Genomic DNA, 19,950 nt, shown 5'->3' on the forward strand with positions numbered 1-19,950 from the left:
GGAGCATGTGCCGGAACATCACCACGCTCCGAGGGCTCGAGCCACCCGCCACCTCGGAGGAGATCGAGGCCGCCGCGCGGCAGTACGTGCGCAAGGTGACGGGGGTCCAGTCGCTCAGCGACGCCACGCGCGAGCCGTTCGAGGACGCCGTGCGGCAGATCGCGGCGATCACCGCCCGGTTGCTGGACGACCTGCCCGCCCGTCGGCAGCCGCCGACGACCGTCCCGCCGTTGCGGAGGGCCGATGTCCAGGCCCGGATCGCGGCGCGTGAGGCGCACGAACGGGCGCACGAGCTCGGTCTGCCGCACGTGCACGAGGACGAGGACGACCTGGAGCACGCCTCGGCCTAGAGCGGCCAGCGCACCAGCCGGGGGATGCCCTCGGGCGCGACCGCGGCGAGCGCGAGGAACCGTGCCTCGGCCCTGTGCAGGCGGATGTGCTCGTCGAGCGACCACGTCGGTCCGTTGGTGAGGTCCATGCCGCACGCGCACGCGATGGAGACGCGGCCGTCGTCGGTCGTCGTGACCTGGCCGACCGTCGTGTGCTCGGTGGCCGCGCGGACCTTCGCGTGGCGCATCTCGGCGCTGACGGCTTCGACGGGCTGGTTCATGCCCCCATGATCGCGCACGTCACCAGGTGGGCTCAGCGCGCTCCGTGGTCGCTCCCCACGTGCTCGTCGTCCGCCAGGTGCTCGAGCTCGAACGACTCGTCCCACTCGGCGCCGCCCAGGCTCGGCATCATCGCCCGCAGGCGGGGCTGCCAGCCCGCGATGCGGTCGGGGAAGCAGCGTTCCAGCAGGTCGAGCATCGTCGCGACGGCCGTCGACGCTCCCGGCGAGGCGCCCAGCAGACCGGCGATGGTGCCGTCCGCCGCGGTCACCAGCTCGGTGCCGAACTCCAGCACGCCGCCCTGGGCCTTGTCCTTCTTGATCACCTGGACGCGCTGCCCGGCGGTGACGAGCTCCCAGTCGCGCGGGTGCGCGGTCGGCATGAAGGCGCGCAGCGTGCGCAGGCGATCCGTGTCCGTTGCGGTGACCTCACCGACCAGGTACTTGACCAGGTCGAGGTTCCGCACGCCGACGGCGAGCATCGGGATCAGGTTGCCGGGGCGGATGGACCGGATGAGGTCCGTCCACGAGCCGTGCTTGAGGAACTTCATGCTCCAGCCCGCGTACGGGCCGAACAGCAGCGCCGTCCCACCGTCGACGACGCGGGTGTCGAGGTGCGGCACGGACATCGGGGGAGCGCCGATGTCGGCCTTCCCGTAGACCTTCGCCTGGTGCTGGGCGACGATCTGCGGGTTGGTCGTCTTGAGGAACTGGCCGCTGATCGGGAACCCGCCGAAGCCCTTGGCCTCGGGGATGCCGGAGCTCTGCAGCAGGGGGAGTGCGCCACCACCGGCGCCGACGAACACGAACCGCGCGCGGACCGAGCGGCTGCGCAGGTGCCCGTTCCAGCGGCGGTCGGCCACACGCAGTGACCAGGTACCGTCCCTCTTCTGGCGCAGCCTCGTGATCTCGCTCTCGAGGTGCAGCCGCGCTCCGCGGTCGACGGCGTCGCCGATCATGGCGCGCGTCAGCCGGCCGAAGTCCACGTCCGTGCCGGCGGCGGCGCGCGTGGCAGCGACCACCTCGTCGGGGTCGCGGTCGTCGACGAGCAGGGGCGCCCACTGCGCGATCTGCGCCGGGTCGGTGCTGAACTCCAGGTCGGAGAACAGGGGGTGCTTGCGCAGCGTCTCGTACCGACGGCGCAGGTAGTCGGCGTTGTCCGCGCCGCGGACGAACGTCATGTGCGGGGTGGTCGACAGGAAGCCGTCGCCACCGGGGAGACGGTCGTGCGTGGCGAGGTGGTGCCAGAGCTCGCGCGACAGCTCGAACTGCTCGTTGATCGTCACGGCCTTGGCGATGTCGATCGAGCCGTCCGCCCGCTCGGGCGTGTAGTTGAGCTCGCAGAGGGCGGCGTGACCCGTGCCTGCGTTGTTCCAGGCGTTCGAGCTCTCCTGCGCCAGCTCGGCGCGGCGCTCGTGGATCTCGACGCTCCAGGTGGGCTCGAGGGTGGTGATCAGCGCGGCAAGCGTCGCGCTCATGATCCCGCCCCCGACGAGGACGACGTCGACAGTCTCTTCGCGTTCTGGCACGAGATCGATCGTATGTTGACGTCGAGATACCTCCAGTCCTGGGATGTGTGACGTTGCTTACGCCGGGGCTCCCAGGACGACGGGAAGGCCCGACCTGCCGCGGGGTCGGTGCGGCAGGTCGGGCCGGTGCGGGGCGGGCGGCGGGTCCGTGTCACACGCCGATCACCCCGCGGCTCAGGAGAGGGAACAGGTCCTGCCGTCGAGCATGAACACCCCCGGCTTCGGGTTCGTCCCGGTGTGGGACCCGTTGAACCCGAGCTCGACGCTGCCCCCGGGCTGGATCGTCCCGTTCCACGGGGCGTTGGTCACGACGACTGACGAGCCCGTCTGGGTATGGGCGCCCGACCAGAGGTTGGTGACCTTCTGACCGGCGGTGAAGCCGAAGCTGAGCGACCAGCCGTTCCTCACCACCGAGGTCCCGTTGGTGATCTTCACCGACGCGGTGAAGCCGGTGTTCCAGTCGTTCGTCGTGTATCGCACCGAGCAGTACCCCGGCTCGCTCGTCGGCGTCGACGTGGGTGTCGGCGTCGTCGTTGCTGTCGGTGTCGGTGTCGGTGTGGGTGTCGGTGTGGGCGTGGGTGACACGGTGGGCGTCGGCGTGGGCGTCGGCGTGGGGGTCGCGGTCGGTGTCGGCGACGACGTCGGGTCCGTGCCCGTCAGGTTGCCGACGATCACGCCTCGTCCGTTGGTGCCGACGTAGACGCGGCCGTAGACGTCGGGGTCCCCGATGACGACCGAACCTGTCCAGCCCCACTGGTGCCTGTCGTCGTTCAACCGGACCCAGCTGGCCCCGACGTCGATCGACCGGAAGATCCCACGGACCCCGTTGATCTTCGACGACGTGTAGATCGCGGGGTACGAGGCACCGGGTGCCGCCTTGCCGAAGCCGATCGCGTCGCCCTCGTCCACCGCGGAGATCTTGGTGAACGTGGCGCCCGAGTCGGTGGAGTGCCACATGCCGTAGGTGGCGTTCGTGGTCCCGCCCGTGAGCCAGATGTCGCCCTCACGGCCGGGCACCGCGGCGAACCGCACGTTCCCGGTCGCGGGCAGGCCCGTCGCCGACGACGCCGTGAACGTGGCGCCACCGTCGGTCGAGGTGGAGAACGTGCCGGCGGAGAACGCGTAGAACTTCGACGCGTTGACCCGGTCCGCCTCGACGCGTGCACCGGTGGCGACACCGGTCGACTTCGTCCAGCTCGAGCCGAGCGTCGACGACGTGTGCACGCCGGCGCCGTCCGCGCTCCAGACGATCCGGCTGCCGTCGGCGCTCATCGCGACGGTGCCGCCGCCGGTCACACCGGACGGCTCCTGGCCCGCCCACCAGGAGCTGCCGCTCGAGGTGGAGACACTGATGTGCGAGCTGCCGGCGTCGCCCGAGCCGACGCGGACCATGGTGGCCGGCGTCTTCTCCGCGAAGTCCGTGCCGTTGACCGAGCCCATGAACGGGGCCGTGGCCGAGTACGCCGACGGCGCCTTGGTGATGTCGGTGTGCACGAAGCCACCGATGTCACCGAGGCCGGAGACCAGCGAGACGGATCCCGGGGGAGCGGCCAGGTCGAGCACCGCGGTCTCCTCGAGTCCCTGCGCCTTGACGCTGATCGCGACCTTCCCGCCGGTGTCCCAGTCGGTGAGGTTGGAGCCGCCGTAGATCGTGGCCCCTGTGCCGTACAGGAACGAGCTGGAGTCGAACGGGTCGATCTCGAAGGACTCCGTCATCCAGCCGAGCTTCGGGCTCGGCTCGGGCGGCGCGGCCTGCTTCCCGAACGTGAGCCACCCGGAGCCGGAGATGTCGAGCGTGTAGCGCAGCGTGCGGTCGGGATAGCCGGTCCAGTCCCAGATCCGGGACCACGTGGCACCGCGGTCGGTGGACCGGAAGACCTGGATGTCCGGCCACCAGGAGATCTGCGAGACCGCCATGATCGTGTCCGGGTCCTTGCGGTCGATCGTCAGGCCGCTGTACCCGAAGTAGTTGTCGGTGCTGGACGACGGGACGGGGCTGATCTGGGTCCAGACGCCCGTCGCCGCGTCGAGCCGCCAGAGGTCACCGTGACCGCCGTCGTACGGGCCGCCTGTGTCGCTCGTGGCGATGTAGAGCTGCTTGCCGACGGCGTCGAACACACCCTTGTGGGCGATGTACCCGGTCGGCTGCCCGGCGATCCGCGACCAGGTGGCACCCGCGTCGGTGGACTTGTAGACGGTGTTCTCCTTGTCGGCCACGCCGACGTAGATCGTCTTGGTGGGAGACCCCTTGGTCCCGCTGGTCGGGTCGAACGTCACCCACACGACGCCCTGGTTGGTGGTGAGGTACCCGTTGGGGTCGGTGGGGTCCTGCGCGTAGTTGCCCACGTTGGTGAAGCTGGAGACCTTCCCCCAGGTGACACCGGAGTCGGTGCTCCGCCACAGGCCGTTGCCGCCCTCGGTGCCGAAGTACAGGACGCGGTTGTCGTTGGGGTCGATCTGCAGGCGCTCGCCCATGCCGCGGCCGGGCATGTTGCCGCCGACCTTGAACGGGAGGTTCGTCGTGGACCAGGTGGTGCCGCGGTCCGACGACCGCAGGATCGCGCCGTTGTTCGGGTCCCAGCTGTTCGTGTACGTGCCGACGGCTGCGTACACCTTGTCGGGGTTCACCGAGTCGGTGGCCAGCGACAGGACGCCGCTGTGGCCCCAGTCGTCCCAGCCGACGTGGTCGAGCAGGGGGATCCAGCGCTGGGTGGACTTGTCGAGCCGGTACGCGCCACCGATGTCGGTGCGGGCGTAGACGAGGCCCTTCTCGGACTGGTTGTAGATGATGCCGGGGACGAACCCGCCGCCGACGATCTCGACGTTCCCCCACGAGTAGGGGGCGTCGGCGGCGTGGGCGGGCTCCTGGCCGGCGAGGGCGACGAGTGCACCGGCGACCAGGGCTCCGGCGGCGGCGAAGGCCGCGAGCCGTGCTGGTGCGCGGGGAACGAGCGAGGGGGCGGACATCCGCGGCACTCCTTCGTGAAGGCGGGTGAGGGCACTCGGCGGCGTTGCCGGATTCCCCGGGGCCGACGCTGAGCGACGACCGCCGCGACCGTATCGAAGCGCTTCGAAGATGCAGGAGGGCGCGAATCGTTTAGCCCATGCCGGGGCGCAGGACGGGACGGCGGCGACCAGGGGATGGTCCGCACGTGCACGGGACGGCGACGCGCGGTAGAACCGGACCATGAGCCGCAACCGCGACCTGACGTCCGACCCGTCCGCCGAGCACCTCGCCGACCCCGAGCGTGCGCAGGCCGAGCTCGACGCCGCCGACGCGCGGTCCGGGGGAAACCCGGACCACGCGCCGCGCTCGCTGCACGCGGTCGAGCTGGAGGCCGACGACGAGGCCATCGCCAGCAGCGACGACTGGGACGACCCCGAGCGTCTCTAGGAGAGGTCGACACCCTCCGCGCGGACGTCGCGCAGCAGCTCCTGACCGTCGGCTCCCTGCAGCACCGGGATCCCGTCGGGCCGTCGTGCCGCCTGCTCCTCGGCACGGACCGAGTCGGTGGTCGGCACGGGCACGCCGTGCGCGAGCACGTGCTCACCGAAGGTCAGCTGCCGGATGAGGATCGCCCGGACGTGGTCGCCGAACCGCTGCGCGGCGCCGGCGTAGATCTGCGGGTCGCGCTGGCCGTCGTCGCCGACCAGCACCCACTGGACGTCGGGCAGCTCCGCGAAGAGCCGGCGCAGCTGCGCCACCTTGTGGGCGGGCCCGCTGCGGAACCAGCCGCTGTTGGTCGGGCCCCAGTCCGTGAGCAGCAGCGGCCCCGCCGGGTACCGGTGCCGGCGCAGGAACCGGGCGATCGTCGGCGCGGCGTTCCAGGCGCCCGTCGACAGGTAGACGACGGGCACGTCGCGGTCGCCCGCGCGCAGCTCCGCGTAGAGCCGCGCCATGCCGGGGACGGCCTCGCGCGCGTTCTCGTGCCGCATGAAGACGTTCCAGGCGGCGACGAACGGGCGGGGCAGACGGGTGACCATGACGGTGTCGTCGATGTCGCTGACGATCCCGTACCGCACGTCCGGTCCGATCACGTGCACGGGCGCGGTCGCGCTGGCGCCGTCGGTCGTCGTGAGACGGACCTCGTGCCAGCCCGGTGCGAGGTCGGACTCGAGGATCGTGTCCACGTACCCGCCGCGGTCGGTGACCACCGTGTGGGTCCGGTCACCGACCTGGACCTGGAGCTCGGCACCGGACACCTGGGCCGTCGCGAAGCTGCGCCACCCACGCAGGGCGGCGGCCGACCGGGCGCCCGCCTGCGCGCTGCCGCCGGCGCCGGGAAGCTCGTCGTCCCGCACCTGGGGTGCGGCGAGCAGCGTGCGTGCGAGCACGCGGACCCAGCCGGTGGCGCCGTAGCCCGCGTACGGCTCGATCCGCACGGTCCAGCCACGCCGCCGCAGCTGGTGGGCCACCGCGCGGTCGAAGCCGTTCTCGAGGTGCGCTGCGAGGTGCGTCCTCGGTACGGAGGACGCGGGGTTGGTCGACGCGGGCGACGGGCCACCGGGTCGTGCCGTACGAAGCACCGGTCCGCCGCCGGACGAGCCGACGACGGGCCGGGCGCTGGGGGTTGCGGTCACGCGTTGTCCTTGGCCGACGCCTTCCGGGCGGCGGTCTTCTCGCTCTGCGCGTTGCCGGTGGTGAGCACGCCGCCGGCCGACTCCAGGTGCGCGCGCACGAACCAGTGGAACAGCTCGAGCTCGTGCAGGTGGCCGACCAGCAGGTCGTTGGTGACGTCATCGATCTCCTCGACGTCCTTCGCAGCCTTGCGGTGGTCCTCGATGACGCCGATGTAGACCACGTCGAGCGCGCCGAGGTGCGCGATCGCGCTGTCCCGCCCGATCGAGTAGTCCTCCCACGTGCGGTTCTTGACGAGCTCGCCCGGCGTCCCGACCGGTGCCACACCGAGGGTGGCGATGCGCTCCGCGATCGCGTCGACCATCAGCCGCACGGCGTCGACCTGCGGGTCGAGCATCTCGTGCACGGCGATGAAATGCGGTCCCACGACGTTCCAGTGGATGTGCTTGAGGGTCAGCGCCAGGTCGTTCAGGGCGTCCAGCCGCTGCTGCAGGACGGCGGCGACGTCGGCACCCTGCTGGAGGGTGAGGGACGGAACGGTGTACTTCGGCAGCGCCATGGGTTCTCCTCGTGAGTGTCGTTCGGGGCTTGCCACCACGCTGCCCCACGAGCGCCCGCGCCGCCATCGGAACGCGTCAGGCGAACGGGTCGCCCCGGTCGGCCAGCCGTGCCGCGACCTCGTCGGGGGTCAGCTGCTGCAGGCCCGGCCCGACCTCGTCCCACCACCGTGGCGCAGCGACGTGCGGGGTGTCGCGACCGCGCAGCGAGTACGGCGTGATGGTCGTCTTGGCGGGGTGGTTCTGCGACCAGTCGATGAGCACCTTCCCGCCGCGCAGGTCCTTCTTCATGATCGCGACCACCTGACCGGGGTGCGCCGCCGCGATCTCGTAGGCGATGTCGCGCGCGTACTGGCGGATCTCCATGACGGTCTGGTTGCCCGGCAGGGGTGCGTAGAGCTGCATGCCCTTGCTGCCGGAGGTGACGGGCACGGTGGTGTCGAGCCCGTCCTCGCGCAGCCGGTCCGCGACGAGGTGCGCCACCGCCGCACACTCCTTCAGCCCGGCCGGCGCACCCGGGTCCAGGTCGACCACCAGCCGGTCGGGCTTGTGGATCTTCCCGCGCGGACCGACGCGCCACTGCGGGGTGTGCAGCTCGAGCGCCCCCTGGTTCGCGGCCCACACGAGCCCGGCGAGGTCGTCGAGGAAGGGCAGCTCCAGCTCGGCACCCTCGTCCTCCGCGCCCGGCGCCGCCCGGAGCCTCTGCCGCCGGACCCAGTCCGGGGCGCCGCGCGGCGTGTTCTTCTCGAAGAACTTCTCGCCCGCGACGCCGTCGGGCCACCGGATCCGGGTCACGGGCCGGTCGCGCAGCTGGGGGAGCAGCGCCGGGGCCACCTGGACGAGGTAGTTCATCACCTCGGCCTTCGTCATCCCCGTCGACGGGAACATGACCTTCTCGAGGTGGCTGACCCTGACCTGGCGACCCTCGACGTCGACCATCTGGCGTTCTGGCGTCACGGCTGCTCCCACGGGTCGGCGTCGGTGTCGGTGCGGACGGCCCGTACGACCGGCTGGCGCAGCCGACCGGTCGGGTTGCGGGCGAGGTACAGGGTGTCGACGACGACGGTCGGCTCGCACCAGCGGGTGCCGCGGGCGTCGACGGCCGGGACCTCGTCGTCGAACGGGGAGTCGCTGCGCGGCACCAGCAGCTTCAGCAGGTCGGTGGCACGTCGGCCGGTGAGCCCGCTGCCCGCCCGGCCGAGGTACCGCAGGGCGCCGTCGGCGTCACGCGCGCCGAACAGGACAGCACCCATCCGGCCCGAGCCGTTCGTCTCCTCGCGCCAGCCGCCGACGAGAGCCGCGCGCGTCCGGCGGTGCGGAGCCTTGACCCAGTCGGGTGAACGTCGACCCGGAACGTACGGGGACGATCGGCGTTTCGCGACGACGCCCTCGAGCCCGAGCTGCTTGGTGATACCCCAGAGCTCCTGCCCGTCGGGGTACACGGGGGAGAGCTCGACCCGGTCGGGGAGGTCGAGCCGGGACAGCGTCTCGCGCCGCTCGTCGTAGGAGCTCCGGATGACGTCCACGCCGTACAGCCGGAGCACGTCGAACACGAGGAACGTCACGGGGTGCCGGGCGGCGAGCGCCTCCGCGCGGCGTGGGTCCCGCACGTGCATGCGTTCCGCGAGGGCGGTGAACGACGGGATCCCGTCGGCCATCAGGACGATCTCCCCGTCGAGCACGGCGCCCTGGACCGCCTCCAGCCCGCGCAGCTCCGGGTACGCCGCGGTGATCTCGCGCTCGTTGCGGCTCCACAGCCGGAGCCGTCCTGAGGTGGTGTCCGCGAGCGCCCGCACCCCGTCCCACTTCACCTCGTAGGCCCACTCCGGCCCGCGCGGGAGCTCCGCCGGACCGGTCGCAGGGGTGGCGAGCATGGGCTCCACGGGTCCATCCTGCCCATAGGACGCCGCGCGGGGCGCGGCTTCATGCCAACACGCCCAGCAGCCACGACGGAGGACACGGCCATGCGAGCGATCTGGAAGGGCGCGGTCGCCTTCGGGCTGGTCAACGTCCCGGTGCGGCTCTACTCGGCGACGGGGGAGCACGAGGTCACGTTGCACCAGGTGCACAAGGAGGACGGCGGCCGCATCCGGTACCGCAAGTTCTGCAGTATCGACGGGGAGCCCGTCGAGATGTCGGACATCGCCAAGGGCTACGAGACGGACGACGGCGAGCTCGTGGTGCTCACCGACGAGGACTTCAAGTCCCTGCCGCTGTCCACCGAGCGCGAGATCGAGGTGCTCGAGTTCGTCCCCGTGGACCAGGTGGACCCGATCCTGCTGCAGAAGACGTACTACCTGGAGCCGGAGAAGACGGCCGCCAAGCCGTACGCGCTGCTGCGGGGTGCGCTCGAGCAGGCGGACCGGGTGGCCGTGGTCAAGGTGGCCCTGCGGCAGCGCGAGTCGATGGCGATCCTGCGCGTTCGGGACAACGTCATCGTCATGCAGACGCTGCTGTGGCCCGACGAGGTCCGTGCGGCGGACTTCCCGGTGCTTGACGAGGACGTGTCCGTGCGTCCGCAGGAGCTCGCGATGGCCGCGTCGCTGGTGGACTCGCTCGCGGCGGACTTCGACCCGTCGCAGTACGAGGACCGGTACGCCGGGGCGCTGGAGCAGCTGATCGAGGCGAAGGTGTCGTCGGGCAGCACCCGCGCGGTCCCGGTGCCGGTCGGCGAGGAGGGTGCGGCCGACGGCGGGGGAGACGTCGTTGACCTGCTGGCGGCCCTGCAGCGCAGCGTCGAGAAGGCGCGCGGTGCGCGGGGTGAGGAGCCCGAGCCCGAGGAGAAGCCGAAGCCCAAGGCGAAGGCGAAGAAGAAGGCCGACGAGGACGAGCCGACCCCGCGCAAGACGCGTCGCAAGGCGTCGTGAGCTCGGCCGCCGACCGGCAGGCCGACGCCGTCGCGGCGCTGCGCCGCGTCGCCTTCCTGCTGGAGCGCGCCCAGGCGAGCCCGTACCGCAGCGAGGCGTTCCGGGGCGCGGCGCGCAGCATCGAGCGGCAGCCGCCCGACCGCCTGGCCGCGCTGGCCGCCTCGGGGTCGCTGGCGGACCTGCCGGCGGTCGGGGCGCGCACGGCCGACGTCGTCGCGCACGTGCTGCGGGGCAAGCCGGTCGAGTACCTCGACGAGCTCGAGCGTGAGCACGCGAGCACGCTCGACCCGGCTGCCGCCGCGCTGCGGGAGCGGCTCCGCGGCGACCTGCACTCGCACACCGAGGCCTCCGACGGGAAGACGCCGATCCAGGAGATGGTCCTCGCCGCCCTCGAGCTGGGGCACGAGTACCTCGCGATCACGGACCACTCGCCCCGGCTCACCGTGGCCAACGGGTTGTCGGCGTCGCGGCTGCGCGCCCAGCTGGAGCAGGTCAGGGCGCTGAACGGCGCCGTCGGGCCGTTCCGGGTGCTCACCGGGATCGAGGTCGACATCCTCGACGACGGAGGGCTCGACCAGGACCCGGACCTGCTCGACCAGCTCGACGTCGTGGTGGCGTCGGTGCACTCGAAGCTCCGGATGGAGTCCGGGCCGATGACCCGCCGGATGATCGCCGCGGTGCGCAACCCCCGGACCGACGTCCTCGGGCACTGCACGGGCCGGCAGATCAAGGGCAAGTCCCGCCCGCAGAGCGAGTTCGACGCGCGTGCGGTGTTCGACGCCTGTGCGGAGCACGGCGTCGCCGTGGAGATCAACTGCCGCCCCGACCGCCTGGACCCGCCGCACGAGCTGCTCTCGATCGCGATCGAGGCCGGGTGCGATTTCTCCATCGACACCGACGCCCACGCACCCGGCCAGCTGGACTGGCTCGGAGCCGGCTGCGCGCGGGCCGCGGAGCACGACCTGGACCCCGCGCGGGTCATCACGACGTGGCCGGTCGAGGACCTCCTGGCGCGAACGCACAGGTGACGCGACACGCCCGATGCACGGATTCCTGCGGGAGTCGGGTTAGTGTCAGCGGATCGTCCCCGTTGCTCGTGGCTACTGCTGCGCGCCCCGGGGAACGGCCCGGAAGTGGGCCTGCATGTCCGAGTGAACACAGAGGAGCACATCCAGTGAGCGTGAACCGCACCGAGCTCGTCCAGGCCGTCGCGGCCAAGACCGGCCTCACCAACACCGACGCGGACAAGGCACTCAAGGCCTTCCAGGAGGTTCTCGTCGAGAACCTCGCCGCCGGCGAGGCCGTCACGATCCCCGGTTTCCTGGCCGTGGCCCGCGCCGAGCGTGGTGCTCGCACCGGCATCAACCCCCAGACGGGCGAGAAGCTGGAGATCCCCGCGGGCTACCGCGTGAAGCTCACCGCCGGCAGCGCCCTCAAGCGCGCCGTCCAGGGCTGACCTCAGCACCTCGACCGGGCCCTCGATCCTCCGGGATCGGGGGCCCGGTCGCGTTATAGTGGGAACCAGTCTCAGGAAGGAGGTCGATGATGGTCGTCGTCCCACGTCAGACACGACAGCGCGCCGAGATCCTCGACCTGCTCGAGGACATCGACGAGTTCCGCAGCGCCCAGCAGCTCCACGAGATGCTGCGGGCCCGGGGGTCCAGCGTCGGTCTGGCCACGGTGTACCGGGCCGTCCAGAGCCTGTCGGAGCACGGGGACGTCGACGTCCTGCGGACCGAGGACGGTGAGTCGGTCTACCGCCGCTGCGAGCAGCGCAGCCACCACCACCACCTGGTGTGCCGCAGCTGCGGCCGCACCGTCGAGATCGAGGCGGGTCAGGCCGAGGCCTGGGCCGCCCAGGTCGGTGCCGCGCACGGGTTCGACGACGTCGACCACACCATCGAGCTGGTGGGCACCTGCGCCACCTGTCGCGCCGCAGCTGCGTCCTGACTCAGGCGGCCGCTCGTCGGGCCAGGAGCCTCGGGACGAGCCCCCACGAGACGATCAGCAGCACCAGCGACGCGATCCCGACGGTCCAGCCCGCCTCGCGCGAGAGGACCACGTCGAAGATCAGCATCGCGCTGCCGGCCATGACGAGGGCCAGCACCACGAGCCCGGCGCGTGCGAACCTGCCCCCGGCGGTGACGAGCTCGGGTTTGAGCCGCCTGCCGAAGAGGATGCGGTGCAGGCTCACCGGCGCGACGAACAGCGCGGTCGCCAGCACGGCGAGGACCACGAGCACCAGGTAGAGGTCCTTCTGGTAGGCGTCGAGGTCCTCGAACCGTTGCTGGAACGGGATCGTCAGGAGGAAGCCGGTCAGGATCTGCGTCCCCGTCTGGGTGACGCGCAGCTCCTGCAGAAGCTCGTTCCAGTTGCGGTCGGCGCGCTCGTTGTGGGTCTCGTCCCGGCCGTCGTCCGGGTTGGCGTCGTGCTTGTGCACGGTGGTCCTCCTCGTGGTCTGCACGGATCATGCCGCACCCGCCCGTCGTGCGCAGGCGGACACGTGTCGTCGTAGAGACTGGTCCCCGTGACCCGACTGCACGATGCCGACCGCCGCGACTTCGCCTCCGACAACTACGCGGGGGTGCACCCCGAGGTGCTCGCCGCGATCGCCGAGGCCAACGGCGGTCACCAGACCGCGTACGGCGAGGACGTGTACACCTCCCGGCTGCACGAGGTGGTGGCCCAGCACTTCGGCGACCAGGCCACGGTCTTCCCGGTGTTCAACGGCACCGGAGCCAACGTCCTGTCGCTCCAGTCGGTGCTGCCACGGTGGGGCGCGGTCGTGTGTGCCGAGACCGCGCACATCCACACCGACGAGAACGGCGCGCCCGAGCGCATGGGCGGCATCAAGCTGCTCACCGTGCCGACGCCGGACGGCAAGCTGACCCCCGAGCTCGTCGCGACGCAGGCCTGGGGGTTCGGCGACGAGCACCGTGCGCAGCCGGGCGTCGTGTCGATCACGCAGTCGACCGAGCTGGGCACGCTGTACACACCGGACGAGGTCCGCGCGCTGGCCGACCAGGCGCACCAGCACGGGCTGCGCCTGCACCTCGACGGCGCCCGGATCTCGAACGCGGCGGCCAGCCTCGGGGTGCCGCTGCGTGAGTTCACCACCGACGTGGGCGTGGACCTCCTGTCGCTCGGCGGCACGAAGAACGGCCTGCTGTACGGGGAGGCCGTCGTCGTGCTCGACCCCACCGCGGACGGAGGGCTGACCTACCTGCGCAAGATGGACATGCAGCTCGCCTCGAAGATGCGCTTCGTCTCCGCACAGCTGGTCGCCCTGTACGAGGGCGATCTGTGGCTGCGGTCCGCGCAGCACGCGAACGCGATGGCCGCACGGCTGCGGGCCGGCATCGAGCACCTGCCGGGTGTCCAGGTGACCCGCCCGACGCAGGCCAACGGCATCTTCGTGATCTTCCCGCCCGGCGTCGCGGACGTCCTGCGCCGCCGGTGGCGCTTCTACGACTGGATCGTCGAGACGGGGGAGGTCCGCCTGATGTGCTCGTTCGACACCACGGACGCCGACATCGACGAGCTCGTCGCCGCGGTCACCGACGCCGTGAGCTGACGCGCGGGGGCCCTGCAGCGGACCCCCGCGCGTCGCGCCTCACTTCACCGTGCAGGACGCGCCGTTCACCGTGAACGCCGTCGGTGCGGTGTTGGTTCCGCTGTGCGTGCCGTTGAACCCGATCTCGGTGCTCGCACCGGGTGCGAGCGTCGAGTTCCAGGCGACGCCCGTCGCGGTGACGGTGGAGCCCGTCTGCGACCACGTCGCGCTCCAGCCCTGCGTCACCTGCTGGCCGTTCGCGTACGTGAACGCCAGCGACCACCCGGCCAGCGGGCTGGTGCCCGTGTTCGTGATCCGGACGGCACCGGTGAACCCGGTGCTCCAGCTGTTCGCCGTGTACGTGACCGCGCACGAGCCCGTGGACACGTCCGGAGCGGTGTACGCCGTCAGCGCCGACGACGCAGCCGACCGGTTGCCGGCGATGTCCTTCGCCACGACCGTGAACACGTACGACGTCCCCGCGGACAGCCCTGTGGCCGTGAAGCTCGGTGTCGTGGTGCTCCCCACCAGCGTGCCGGCGCGGTACACGTCGTAGCCCGCCACCCCTGACCCGCCGGAGTTGTCGGTCGACGCGGTCCACCGCAGCGGGATCGACGTCGTCGACCCGGTCCCGGCCTCGAGCCCGGTCGGGACGCTGGGGGCGACCGTGTCCGTGCCGGTGCCGGCGGCGGTGCGCGCGGTGACGGCCGTCGAGGCTGCCGACACGTTGCCTGCGACATCCTTGGCGCGCACCGAGAACTGGTACGCCGTGTCCGCCACGAGACCGGTCACCGTCAGGCTCGTCGACGTCGTGCTCCCGACGAGCGTGGAGCCCAGGTACACCTGGTAGCCCGCGACTCCCGAGCCTGCGTCCGTGGATGCCGACCAGGTCAGCGGGATGCTCGTCGTCGTCGCCGTGCCCGCAGCCAGGTTCGCCGGGACCGACGGCGCGGTCGTGTCACCGGTCTGCCCACCGACGTCCGACACAGACTTGCCCGTGGTGCTGCCGACCCCACCCAGCGGCACGGCGTGGTCGAGACCGACGAACTTGCCGCCGTCCTGCCACAGCGACGGCTTGAGCAGGGCGTACTTGGGCTCGTCCCAGGTGGTCCAGTCGTAGTTGAGCAGGCCGCCGGTGTCCCCGGAGTTCGGGTTGAGCACCCAGAACGTGTGGCTCAGGCGGCGGTCGACGATGAGGTCGCGGATCGCGACCATCCACTTCTCGTTGCGGCCGCCGTCCATGAAGCCGCCCCACTCGCCGATGAGGAGCGGTGCGGTGTTCTCCTTGTGCAGGTAGAGCCAGTTCGGGTCCCACACGTCGCGCTCGAGCGTCGTCCGGTCCCACTCGCCCTGGAACCACTTCTGCTCGAACACGAGCGGTCCGTAGTCGTGCGGGGAGTAGACGAGCTGGTCCTGGTTCGCCCCCAGGTCGATCGGGAAGTCACGGACGCCGCGCAGGTTCCCGCCCCACCAGGTGCCGTAGTAGTCCGTCAGCCCCGTCGACGTCCATGGGACGCCCGGCTTCGGGTAGACCTCGATGCCCTCGACGAAGATCAGCCAGTTCGGGTTGATCGCCAGGATCTTGCGGGCCGCGGTCTCCGCGAAGTGCTTGAAGTTGTCCTTGTCGGTGGAGCCGTCCCACTTGGCCCGCTCGGTGGAGCCCTGCGTCCCGTGGGGCTCGTTCTTCAGGTCGGCGCCGACCATCGTGTCGTTGTTCTTGTAGCGCTCGGCCACCCACTCCCAGCCGGCGTAGACGTCCTCGGTGGTGACGGAGCCCTTCCACCACACGGGGTACACGTGACCGGCGTTGTCGGCCTCCGCGCTGTGCACGTCGAGGAAGACCTTGATGCCGTACTTCTCACAGAGGGTCAGCCAGTAGTCGAAGATCTGGAGGCTGTTCTTGCCCTCGAGCTCCGGGTTCGCGTAGGTGTTGACGTTCGGCTTGAGGAACGTCCCCGCCTTCCACTCCAGCAGCAGCTGGGTGGAGATCGGCACGCGCACCGTGTTGATGCCGCGGTCGGCCATGCTCTTCGTGATCGTGTTGATGTTCGCGGACCAGAGGCCGTGGAAGACGCGCTCGCTCGCGTTGAACCCGAACCAGTTGGTCCCGGTCAGCCAGACCTCCTTGCCCGACTGGTCGACGATCTTGTTGCCGGAGACGTGCAGCCAGTCGTCGCCCGAGGCGGCGTAGGCGGGCACGGCCCCGAAGGCGAGTGGCGCGGCCAGGGCGGCCGTCGCGGCGACGCTCGTCGCGATCACGCGCAGTCGATGAGTAGGTGACACGGTCTCTCCTCAGGGTCTGAAAGGGACGTCCCGTCATGCCGAGCGGGGGCCCTCCGTCGGAGGACCCCCGCTCGTCATGCCGCTAGATCACGCGGTGGTGCAGGCAGCACCGTTGACCGTGAAGGCCGTGGGCGCGTTGTTCGTGCCCGAGTGCGAGCCGTTGAAGCCGATGTCAACGGACTGACCGGCCCCGAGGGTGCCGTTCCACGCGGCGTTCTTCGCCGTCACGGTCGTGCCGGACTGCGACCAGTCGGCGCTCCAGCCCTGCGTGACGCTCTGGCCGTTGGCGAACGAGAAGCCGAGCGACCAGCCGGACAGGGCGGTGGTCCCCGTGTTGGTGACCTTCACCGATGCCGTGAAGCCGGTGTTCCAGCTGCTCGCCGTGTACTTGACCGAGCACGCACCCGTCGAGGACCCCGACTGGGTGGTGGCCGAGACGGCGCTGGAGGCGGACGACACGTTGCCGGCAGCGTCCTTGGCGCGGACCGTGAACGAGTACGCGGTGGCGGCCGACAGGCCGGTCACGGTGTAGCTCGTCGTGGTGGAGGTGCCCACCAGGGTGGTGCCGCGGTAGACGTCGTAGCCGGTGACGGCCACGTTGTCGGTGGACGCGGTCCAGGACAGCGGGACCGACGTCGCGTGTCCGTGACCGTGCCGGTCTGGGTGGTGGCCGAGACCGAGGTGGACGCGGCGGAGACGTTGCCCGCCAGGTCCTTGGCCCTGACCGAGAACGAGTACGCGGTCGCGGCCGACAGGCCGGTCACGGTGTAGCTCGTCGAGGTCGTCGTGCCCACCAGGGTCGAGCCGCGGTAGACCTCGTAGCCGGCCAGGCCGGAGCCACCGGTGTTGTCCGTCGACGCGGTCCAGGACAGCGGGACSGACGTCKKSGTGGTGGTGCCSGCCGTCAGRCCCGTCGGMRCCGAGGGCGCCGTCGTGTCCGTGACCGTGCCGGTCTGGGTGGTGGCCGAGACCGACGAGGAGGCGGACGACACGTTGCCGGCAGCGTCCTTGGCGCGGACCGTGAACGAGTACGCCGTGGCGGGGGTGAGACCGGTCACGGTGTAGCTCGTCGAGGTGGAGGTGCCCACCAGGGTGGTGCCGCGGTAGACGTCGTAGCCGGTGACGGCCACGTTGTCGGTGGACGCGGTCCAGGACAGCGGGACCGACGTCGGCCGAGGGCGCCGTCGTGTCGGTCGGGTTGGTGCCGCTGCCCTGGATCACCGGGTAGGCGTTGGCGACGAGCGTCTTGAACTGCGACTCGAACCACTGGCCGGCCAGCGGGGCGTCCGGCGTGGCGCCGGTGAGCTGGTTGGACAGCTTGGGCGACACGAAGGTCGGGTCGCACATGCGGTCGAACCGCTTGCCCTGGTCGTTCTCGATCTCCTTCGACGCGCCGTCGGACTCACCCGGGGGCTTGATCCAGACGAAGGCGTCGAGGTGCGAGGCGGTGTAGCCCGAGGGCGACGCCTGCGGGAGCTCACCGATGCCCGCACCGAGCGGGTTGCACCACGCGCCACGGTGGACGCGCTTGTCCACCTTGGACTCGTTGACGTAGGTGTTGTGGTTCGTGCTGGTCGACACGGCGGTCGGACGGGCGGGGCCGCCCCAGCCGTTGCGCGAGGTGTCGATGAGCATGCCGAGTGTCGTCGGGAAGCCGGCCGCGACGAGCAGACGGTGCATGTGCGCCGTGAAGTCGACCTCGTCGAAGTCGAAGTTCCACTCGTAGAACGAGCTGGACCGGATGGGCGTGCCACCGACCGAGATCGAGGAGTCCGGCAGGAACGGCTCGTTGAGCGGCGTCGTGTTGGCGACGTCGCTGACGAAGCCGTCGACCGAGGCGAACCCGGCGGTCGTGGACTTGGCGACGTCGGCGAAGAGCGTCGCGGCGGGACCGGCGTTGCTGTCCCAGCCGAGCCAGCCCGAGTGGCCGATGTCGATGTAGTTGTAGACGTTCGGGATGGCGTGCAGCTTGTCGAGCGCGTACTTCACGCCGGCCTTGTAGTACGGCGCAGCCTGCTGGCAGGCGGCTTCCGAGATGTTCGTCACCAGGTTCGGCAGCGAGTCGGGCTCGATCGTCGCCACGATCCGGATGTCCTGGTACTTGGGGTCGGCCAGGAGCGCGGCGATGACGTCGATGTACTCGGTCTTGTACCGCGCCAGACCGGCGTCGGTGGCGGGGAGCTCACCGTTGGACGCCAGTGCGTAGCAGTCGCGGCCGGGCAGGTCGTAGATGACGAGGTTGAACACGAGCGGGCCGGAGCCCTTCTGGGCCACCGCGTTGTCGAGGTGGAACTTCAGGCCGTTGCCGTCGGCGTTGCCGGCGATGGCGCTGATGCGGTCCATCCAGACGGCCGTCGGCTGCTTGGCCACGGTCCGCATCTTCGCGGCCAGGGTGGCGTCGCCGGCACGTGTGGCAGCGCTCTCAACAGCTGCCGCGTAGGTGGGGTTCACGTACTGCGTGGCCCCCGCGTAGGGATTGTCGACGTGCGCTTCAGCCGCGCTCGCGCTCGTCGTGATGCACAGGGGGGCTGCGAGCAGCGCCATCGCTGCTGCTGCGGTGGTGGCTGCGCGCAGGCGCTGCCTCACCGCTCTCTTGCCGTGTGTGGACACGTAGTCCTCCGGGTGTCGTTCGGCGTGCCCGGTCGGCCGTCCCGTCCGGGCGCATGTCGGCCGGGAAAGTCCACGGCGACTGGACGTAGATCACCATGCGGACTTTCCGGGCGGCACGGGGCAAAACGTTTAGGTTCCGCCCGTTACCAAAATGTGACACGAATGAGAACGTTCTCATCTGGACCGCGGACCCGTGCTCCCACGCACGGCGAGGCCCCCGATCTGAAGCTCCCGGCGCGCCCGGAGGTCGCCGTCGAGCACCGCGAGGACCGCCTCGCCGGTGGCCGTGCCGAGCTCGCGCTGGGCCGAGGGGAGCGTCGTGATCGACGGCGTGGCGAGCCGGCAGAGCGCTGAGTCGGAGCCCGCGATCACGGACAGGTCCCACGGCACCGCGAGGCCGGTCCGGCGCGCGACGTCGAGCGCCGCGACAGCCATCTGGTCCGAGTCGTACACGATCGCGGTCGGCGCACGGCCTCCGGTCAGCAGCCGCCGGGTGGCCACCGCGGCCTCCTCGGCGGTCCCTCCCGTGGCCTCGTGGACGAGGACCCCGCTGGCCGCGTCGAGCACCCCCGTGAGCGCCGTGAAGCGCTCCCGGGTGCGCACGAGCTCCTTCGGGCCGCTCACCAGAGCGACGTGCCGGTGCCCCAGCTCGAGCAGGTACCGACCGACGCGGACGAAGGCCTCGGCGTCGTCGAGCGTCACCGCAGCGAGGTCCACATCGCTCTGACCTGCACTGACGATCACCGCAGGCGCGCGCAGACGGCGGAGGGCGTCGATGCGCGGGTCCTCCGCGAGCACGTCCGTGACGACCATGACGTCGAACCGGCGCTCCGCCCACCACTCGCCGTACAGGGTGACGGCGGCGTCCGGTCCGTCGACGAGCTGGAGCACCAGAGCGAGGTTGCGCGTCGCCAGGACCTCCTGCAGCGAGATGACGAACTCGAGCACGCCGGTGGCCTGCGCGACCGGACCGGCCGCGCCACGGTCGAACACGAGACCGATCGCGCGAGGTCCCGTGCGCATCGACCTGGCCGCTGCGCTGGGGCGCCAGCCGAACTCGTCCGCGACGCGCAGGACGCGTTCGCGGGTTGCTGCGGAGACGCCCGGTCGACCGTTGAGCGCGTAGGACACGACGGCGATCGAGACCCCCGCGGCGCGGGCCACGTCGGTGATCGTCGGACGTCGCGCCGGCGCCGGTGCCGGGGCATGGGAAGGGGCAGGGGAGGACGGCCCGGACGACGGCGTCGAAGGCGACGCGGAAGAGCCGGGTACTCCGGAGTCATATGCAGGTGTGACCACGATCACCTAGTGTGTCGCCCGATGCGGGTGAAATGCATCATCTCGGCTCCGACGACGTGGGCGAGG

The 19,950-nt window shown here is 71.0% G+C and carries 17 protein-coding genes and 1 pseudogene; 7 read left to right on the top strand and 11 right to left on the bottom strand.

Features of this window, described 5'->3' with window-relative positions; translation table 11 throughout:
* The first annotated feature begins 5 nt into the window (after positions 1–5).
* The gene (locus ASF78_RS01425; RefSeq protein WP_056584027.1) at positions 6–350 is read left to right on the top strand and encodes a DUF2277 domain-containing protein; all 345 of its coding nucleotides are present in this window, start codon (positions 6–8) and stop codon (positions 348–350) included.
* On the opposite strand, the gene ASF78_RS01430 is transcribed toward ASF78_RS01425, so the two are convergent.
* The 3 genes from ASF78_RS01430 to ASF78_RS01440 all read right to left on the bottom strand — a co-directional run bounded on the left by ASF78_RS01430 (position 347) and on the right by ASF78_RS01440 (position 5,103).
* Positions 347–610: a hypothetical protein gene (locus tag ASF78_RS01430; RefSeq protein ID WP_056584031.1), complete on the bottom strand. Its 264-nt coding sequence runs from the start codon at positions 608–610 to the stop codon at positions 347–349. The genes ASF78_RS01425 and ASF78_RS01430 overlap by 4 nt on opposite strands.
* A gap of 32 nt (positions 611–642) precedes the next feature.
* Entirely contained in the window at positions 643–2,136 is a 1,494-nt protein-coding gene (gene mqo, locus ASF78_RS01435; RefSeq protein WP_255354788.1) for a malate dehydrogenase (quinone), read from the bottom strand.
* A 174-nt stretch (positions 2,137–2,310) separates the two neighbouring features.
* The gene (locus ASF78_RS01440; protein WP_056584036.1) at positions 2,311–5,103 is read right to left on the bottom strand and encodes a cellulose-binding domain-containing protein; all 2,793 of its coding nucleotides are present in this window, start codon (positions 5,101–5,103) and stop codon (positions 2,311–2,313) included.
* A gap of 220 nt (positions 5,104–5,323) precedes the next feature.
* On the opposite strand from ASF78_RS01440, the gene ASF78_RS01445 reads away from it, so the two are divergent.
* Positions 5,324–5,530 (top strand): hypothetical protein, encoded by a 207-nt coding sequence (locus ASF78_RS01445; protein ID WP_056584039.1) that lies wholly within the window; start codon positions 5,324–5,326, stop codon positions 5,528–5,530.
* Here ASF78_RS01445 and ASF78_RS01450 read toward each other — a convergent pair.
* From ASF78_RS01450 to ASF78_RS01465, 4 genes are all read right to left on the bottom strand, one after another.
* Complete coding sequence (locus ASF78_RS01450) at positions 5,527–6,717, bottom strand: App1 family protein (protein ID WP_235518337.1); 1,191 nt, start codon at positions 6,715–6,717, stop codon at positions 5,527–5,529. The genes ASF78_RS01445 and ASF78_RS01450 overlap by 4 nt on opposite strands.
* On the bottom strand, positions 6,714–7,274 hold the full coding sequence (locus ASF78_RS01455) for a Dps family protein (protein WP_056027551.1): 561 nt from the start codon (positions 7,272–7,274) through the stop codon (positions 6,714–6,716). The genes ASF78_RS01450 and ASF78_RS01455 overlap by 4 nt, the downstream gene beginning before the upstream one ends.
* A gap of 76 nt (positions 7,275–7,350) precedes the next feature.
* Positions 7,351–8,229, bottom strand: coding sequence for a non-homologous end-joining DNA ligase (ligD, locus tag ASF78_RS01460; RefSeq protein WP_056584042.1), 879 nt, complete (start codon positions 8,227–8,229; stop codon positions 7,351–7,353).
* On the bottom strand, positions 8,226–9,146 hold the full coding sequence (locus ASF78_RS01465; protein ID WP_369816315.1) for a DNA ligase: 921 nt from the start codon (positions 9,144–9,146) through the stop codon (positions 8,226–8,228). Before ASF78_RS01465 ends, ligD begins: the two co-directional genes overlap by 4 nt.
* Before the next feature lie 90 nt (positions 9,147–9,236).
* On the opposite strand from ASF78_RS01465, the gene ASF78_RS01470 reads away from it, so the two are divergent.
* The 4 genes from ASF78_RS01470 to ASF78_RS01485 all read left to right on the top strand — a co-directional run bounded on the left by ASF78_RS01470 (position 9,237) and on the right by ASF78_RS01485 (position 12,089).
* Positions 9,237–10,139 (top strand): Ku protein, encoded by a 903-nt coding sequence (locus tag ASF78_RS01470; RefSeq protein ID WP_056584047.1) that lies wholly within the window; start codon positions 9,237–9,239, stop codon positions 10,137–10,139.
* On the top strand, positions 10,136–11,167 hold the full coding sequence (locus tag ASF78_RS01475) for a PHP domain-containing protein (protein ID WP_056584050.1): 1,032 nt from the start codon (positions 10,136–10,138) through the stop codon (positions 11,165–11,167). The genes ASF78_RS01470 and ASF78_RS01475 overlap by 4 nt, the downstream gene beginning before the upstream one ends.
* 146 nt (positions 11,168–11,313) lie before the next feature.
* Positions 11,314–11,595 carry an HU family DNA-binding protein gene (locus tag ASF78_RS01480; protein WP_055914607.1) on the top strand — a complete coding sequence of 94 codons (282 nt, stop codon included), beginning with the start codon at positions 11,314–11,316 and terminating at the stop codon, positions 11,593–11,595.
* An 89-nt stretch (positions 11,596–11,684) separates the two neighbouring features.
* The gene (locus tag ASF78_RS01485; protein WP_056587903.1) at positions 11,685–12,089 is read left to right on the top strand and encodes a Fur family transcriptional regulator; all 405 of its coding nucleotides are present in this window, start codon (positions 11,685–11,687) and stop codon (positions 12,087–12,089) included.
* Between the two features lies 1 nt (position 12,090).
* Here ASF78_RS01485 and ASF78_RS01490 read toward each other — a convergent pair whose 3' ends face one another.
* Positions 12,091–12,579 (bottom strand): DUF6328 family protein, encoded by a 489-nt coding sequence (locus ASF78_RS01490; RefSeq protein WP_056584052.1) that lies wholly within the window; start codon positions 12,577–12,579, stop codon positions 12,091–12,093.
* Positions 12,580–12,666: 87 nt separating this feature from the next.
* Here ASF78_RS01490 and ASF78_RS01495 point away from each other — a divergent pair, with 87 nt between their 5' ends.
* Entirely contained in the window at positions 12,667–13,713 is a 1,047-nt protein-coding gene (locus tag ASF78_RS01495; RefSeq protein WP_056584056.1) for a low specificity L-threonine aldolase, read from the top strand.
* Between the two features lie 39 nt (positions 13,714–13,752).
* On the opposite strand, the gene ASF78_RS01500 is transcribed toward ASF78_RS01495, so the two are convergent.
* From ASF78_RS01500 to ASF78_RS01510, 3 genes and pseudogenes are all read right to left on the bottom strand, one after another.
* A complete protein-coding gene (locus ASF78_RS01500) occupies positions 13,753–15,951 on the bottom strand; it encodes a cellulase family glycosylhydrolase (RefSeq protein WP_235518338.1) in 2,199 nt (732 codons plus the stop codon).
* A 111-nt stretch (positions 15,952–16,062) separates the two neighbouring features.
* Positions 16,063–18,585: pseudogene (locus tag ASF78_RS23355) on the bottom strand (glycoside hydrolase family 6 protein).
* A 174-nt stretch (positions 18,586–18,759) separates the two neighbouring features.
* Entirely contained in the window at positions 18,760–19,749 is a 990-nt protein-coding gene (locus tag ASF78_RS01510) for a LacI family DNA-binding transcriptional regulator (RefSeq protein ID WP_235518339.1), read from the bottom strand.
* Between the last annotated feature and the right edge of the window lie 201 nt (positions 19,750–19,950).

Origin of the sequence: Cellulomonas sp. Leaf334 (assembly GCF_001424195.1) — a bacterium.
Taxonomy (GTDB): Bacteria; Actinomycetota; Actinomycetes; order Actinomycetales; family Cellulomonadaceae; genus Cellulomonas.

Bases quoted from the DNA above. Each gene is read 5' to 3' on its own strand.
- ASF78_RS01425 (WP_056584027.1), top strand. From the start codon at position 6: ATGTGCCGGAACATCACCACGCTCCGAGGGCTCGAGCCACCCGCCACC.
- ASF78_RS01430 (WP_056584031.1), bottom strand. From the start codon at position 610: ATGAACCAGCCCGTCGAAGCCGTCAGCGCCGAGATGCGCCACGCGAAG.
- ASF78_RS01440 (WP_056584036.1), bottom strand. From the start codon at position 5,103: ATGTCCGCCCCCTCGCTCGTTCCCCGCGCACCAGCACGGCTCGCGGCC.
- ASF78_RS01445 (WP_056584039.1), top strand. From the start codon at position 5,324: ATGAGCCGCAACCGCGACCTGACGTCCGACCCGTCCGCCGAGCACCTC.
- ASF78_RS01455 (WP_056027551.1), bottom strand. From the start codon at position 7,274: ATGGCGCTGCCGAAGTACACCGTTCCGTCCCTCACCCTCCAGCAGGGT.
- ASF78_RS01465 (WP_369816315.1), bottom strand. From the start codon at position 9,146: ATGCTCGCCACCCCTGCGACCGGTCCGGCGGAGCTCCCGCGCGGGCCG.
- ASF78_RS01470 (WP_056584047.1), top strand. From the start codon at position 9,237: ATGCGAGCGATCTGGAAGGGCGCGGTCGCCTTCGGGCTGGTCAACGTC.
- ASF78_RS01485 (WP_056587903.1), top strand. From the start codon at position 11,685: ATGGTCGTCGTCCCACGTCAGACACGACAGCGCGCCGAGATCCTCGAC.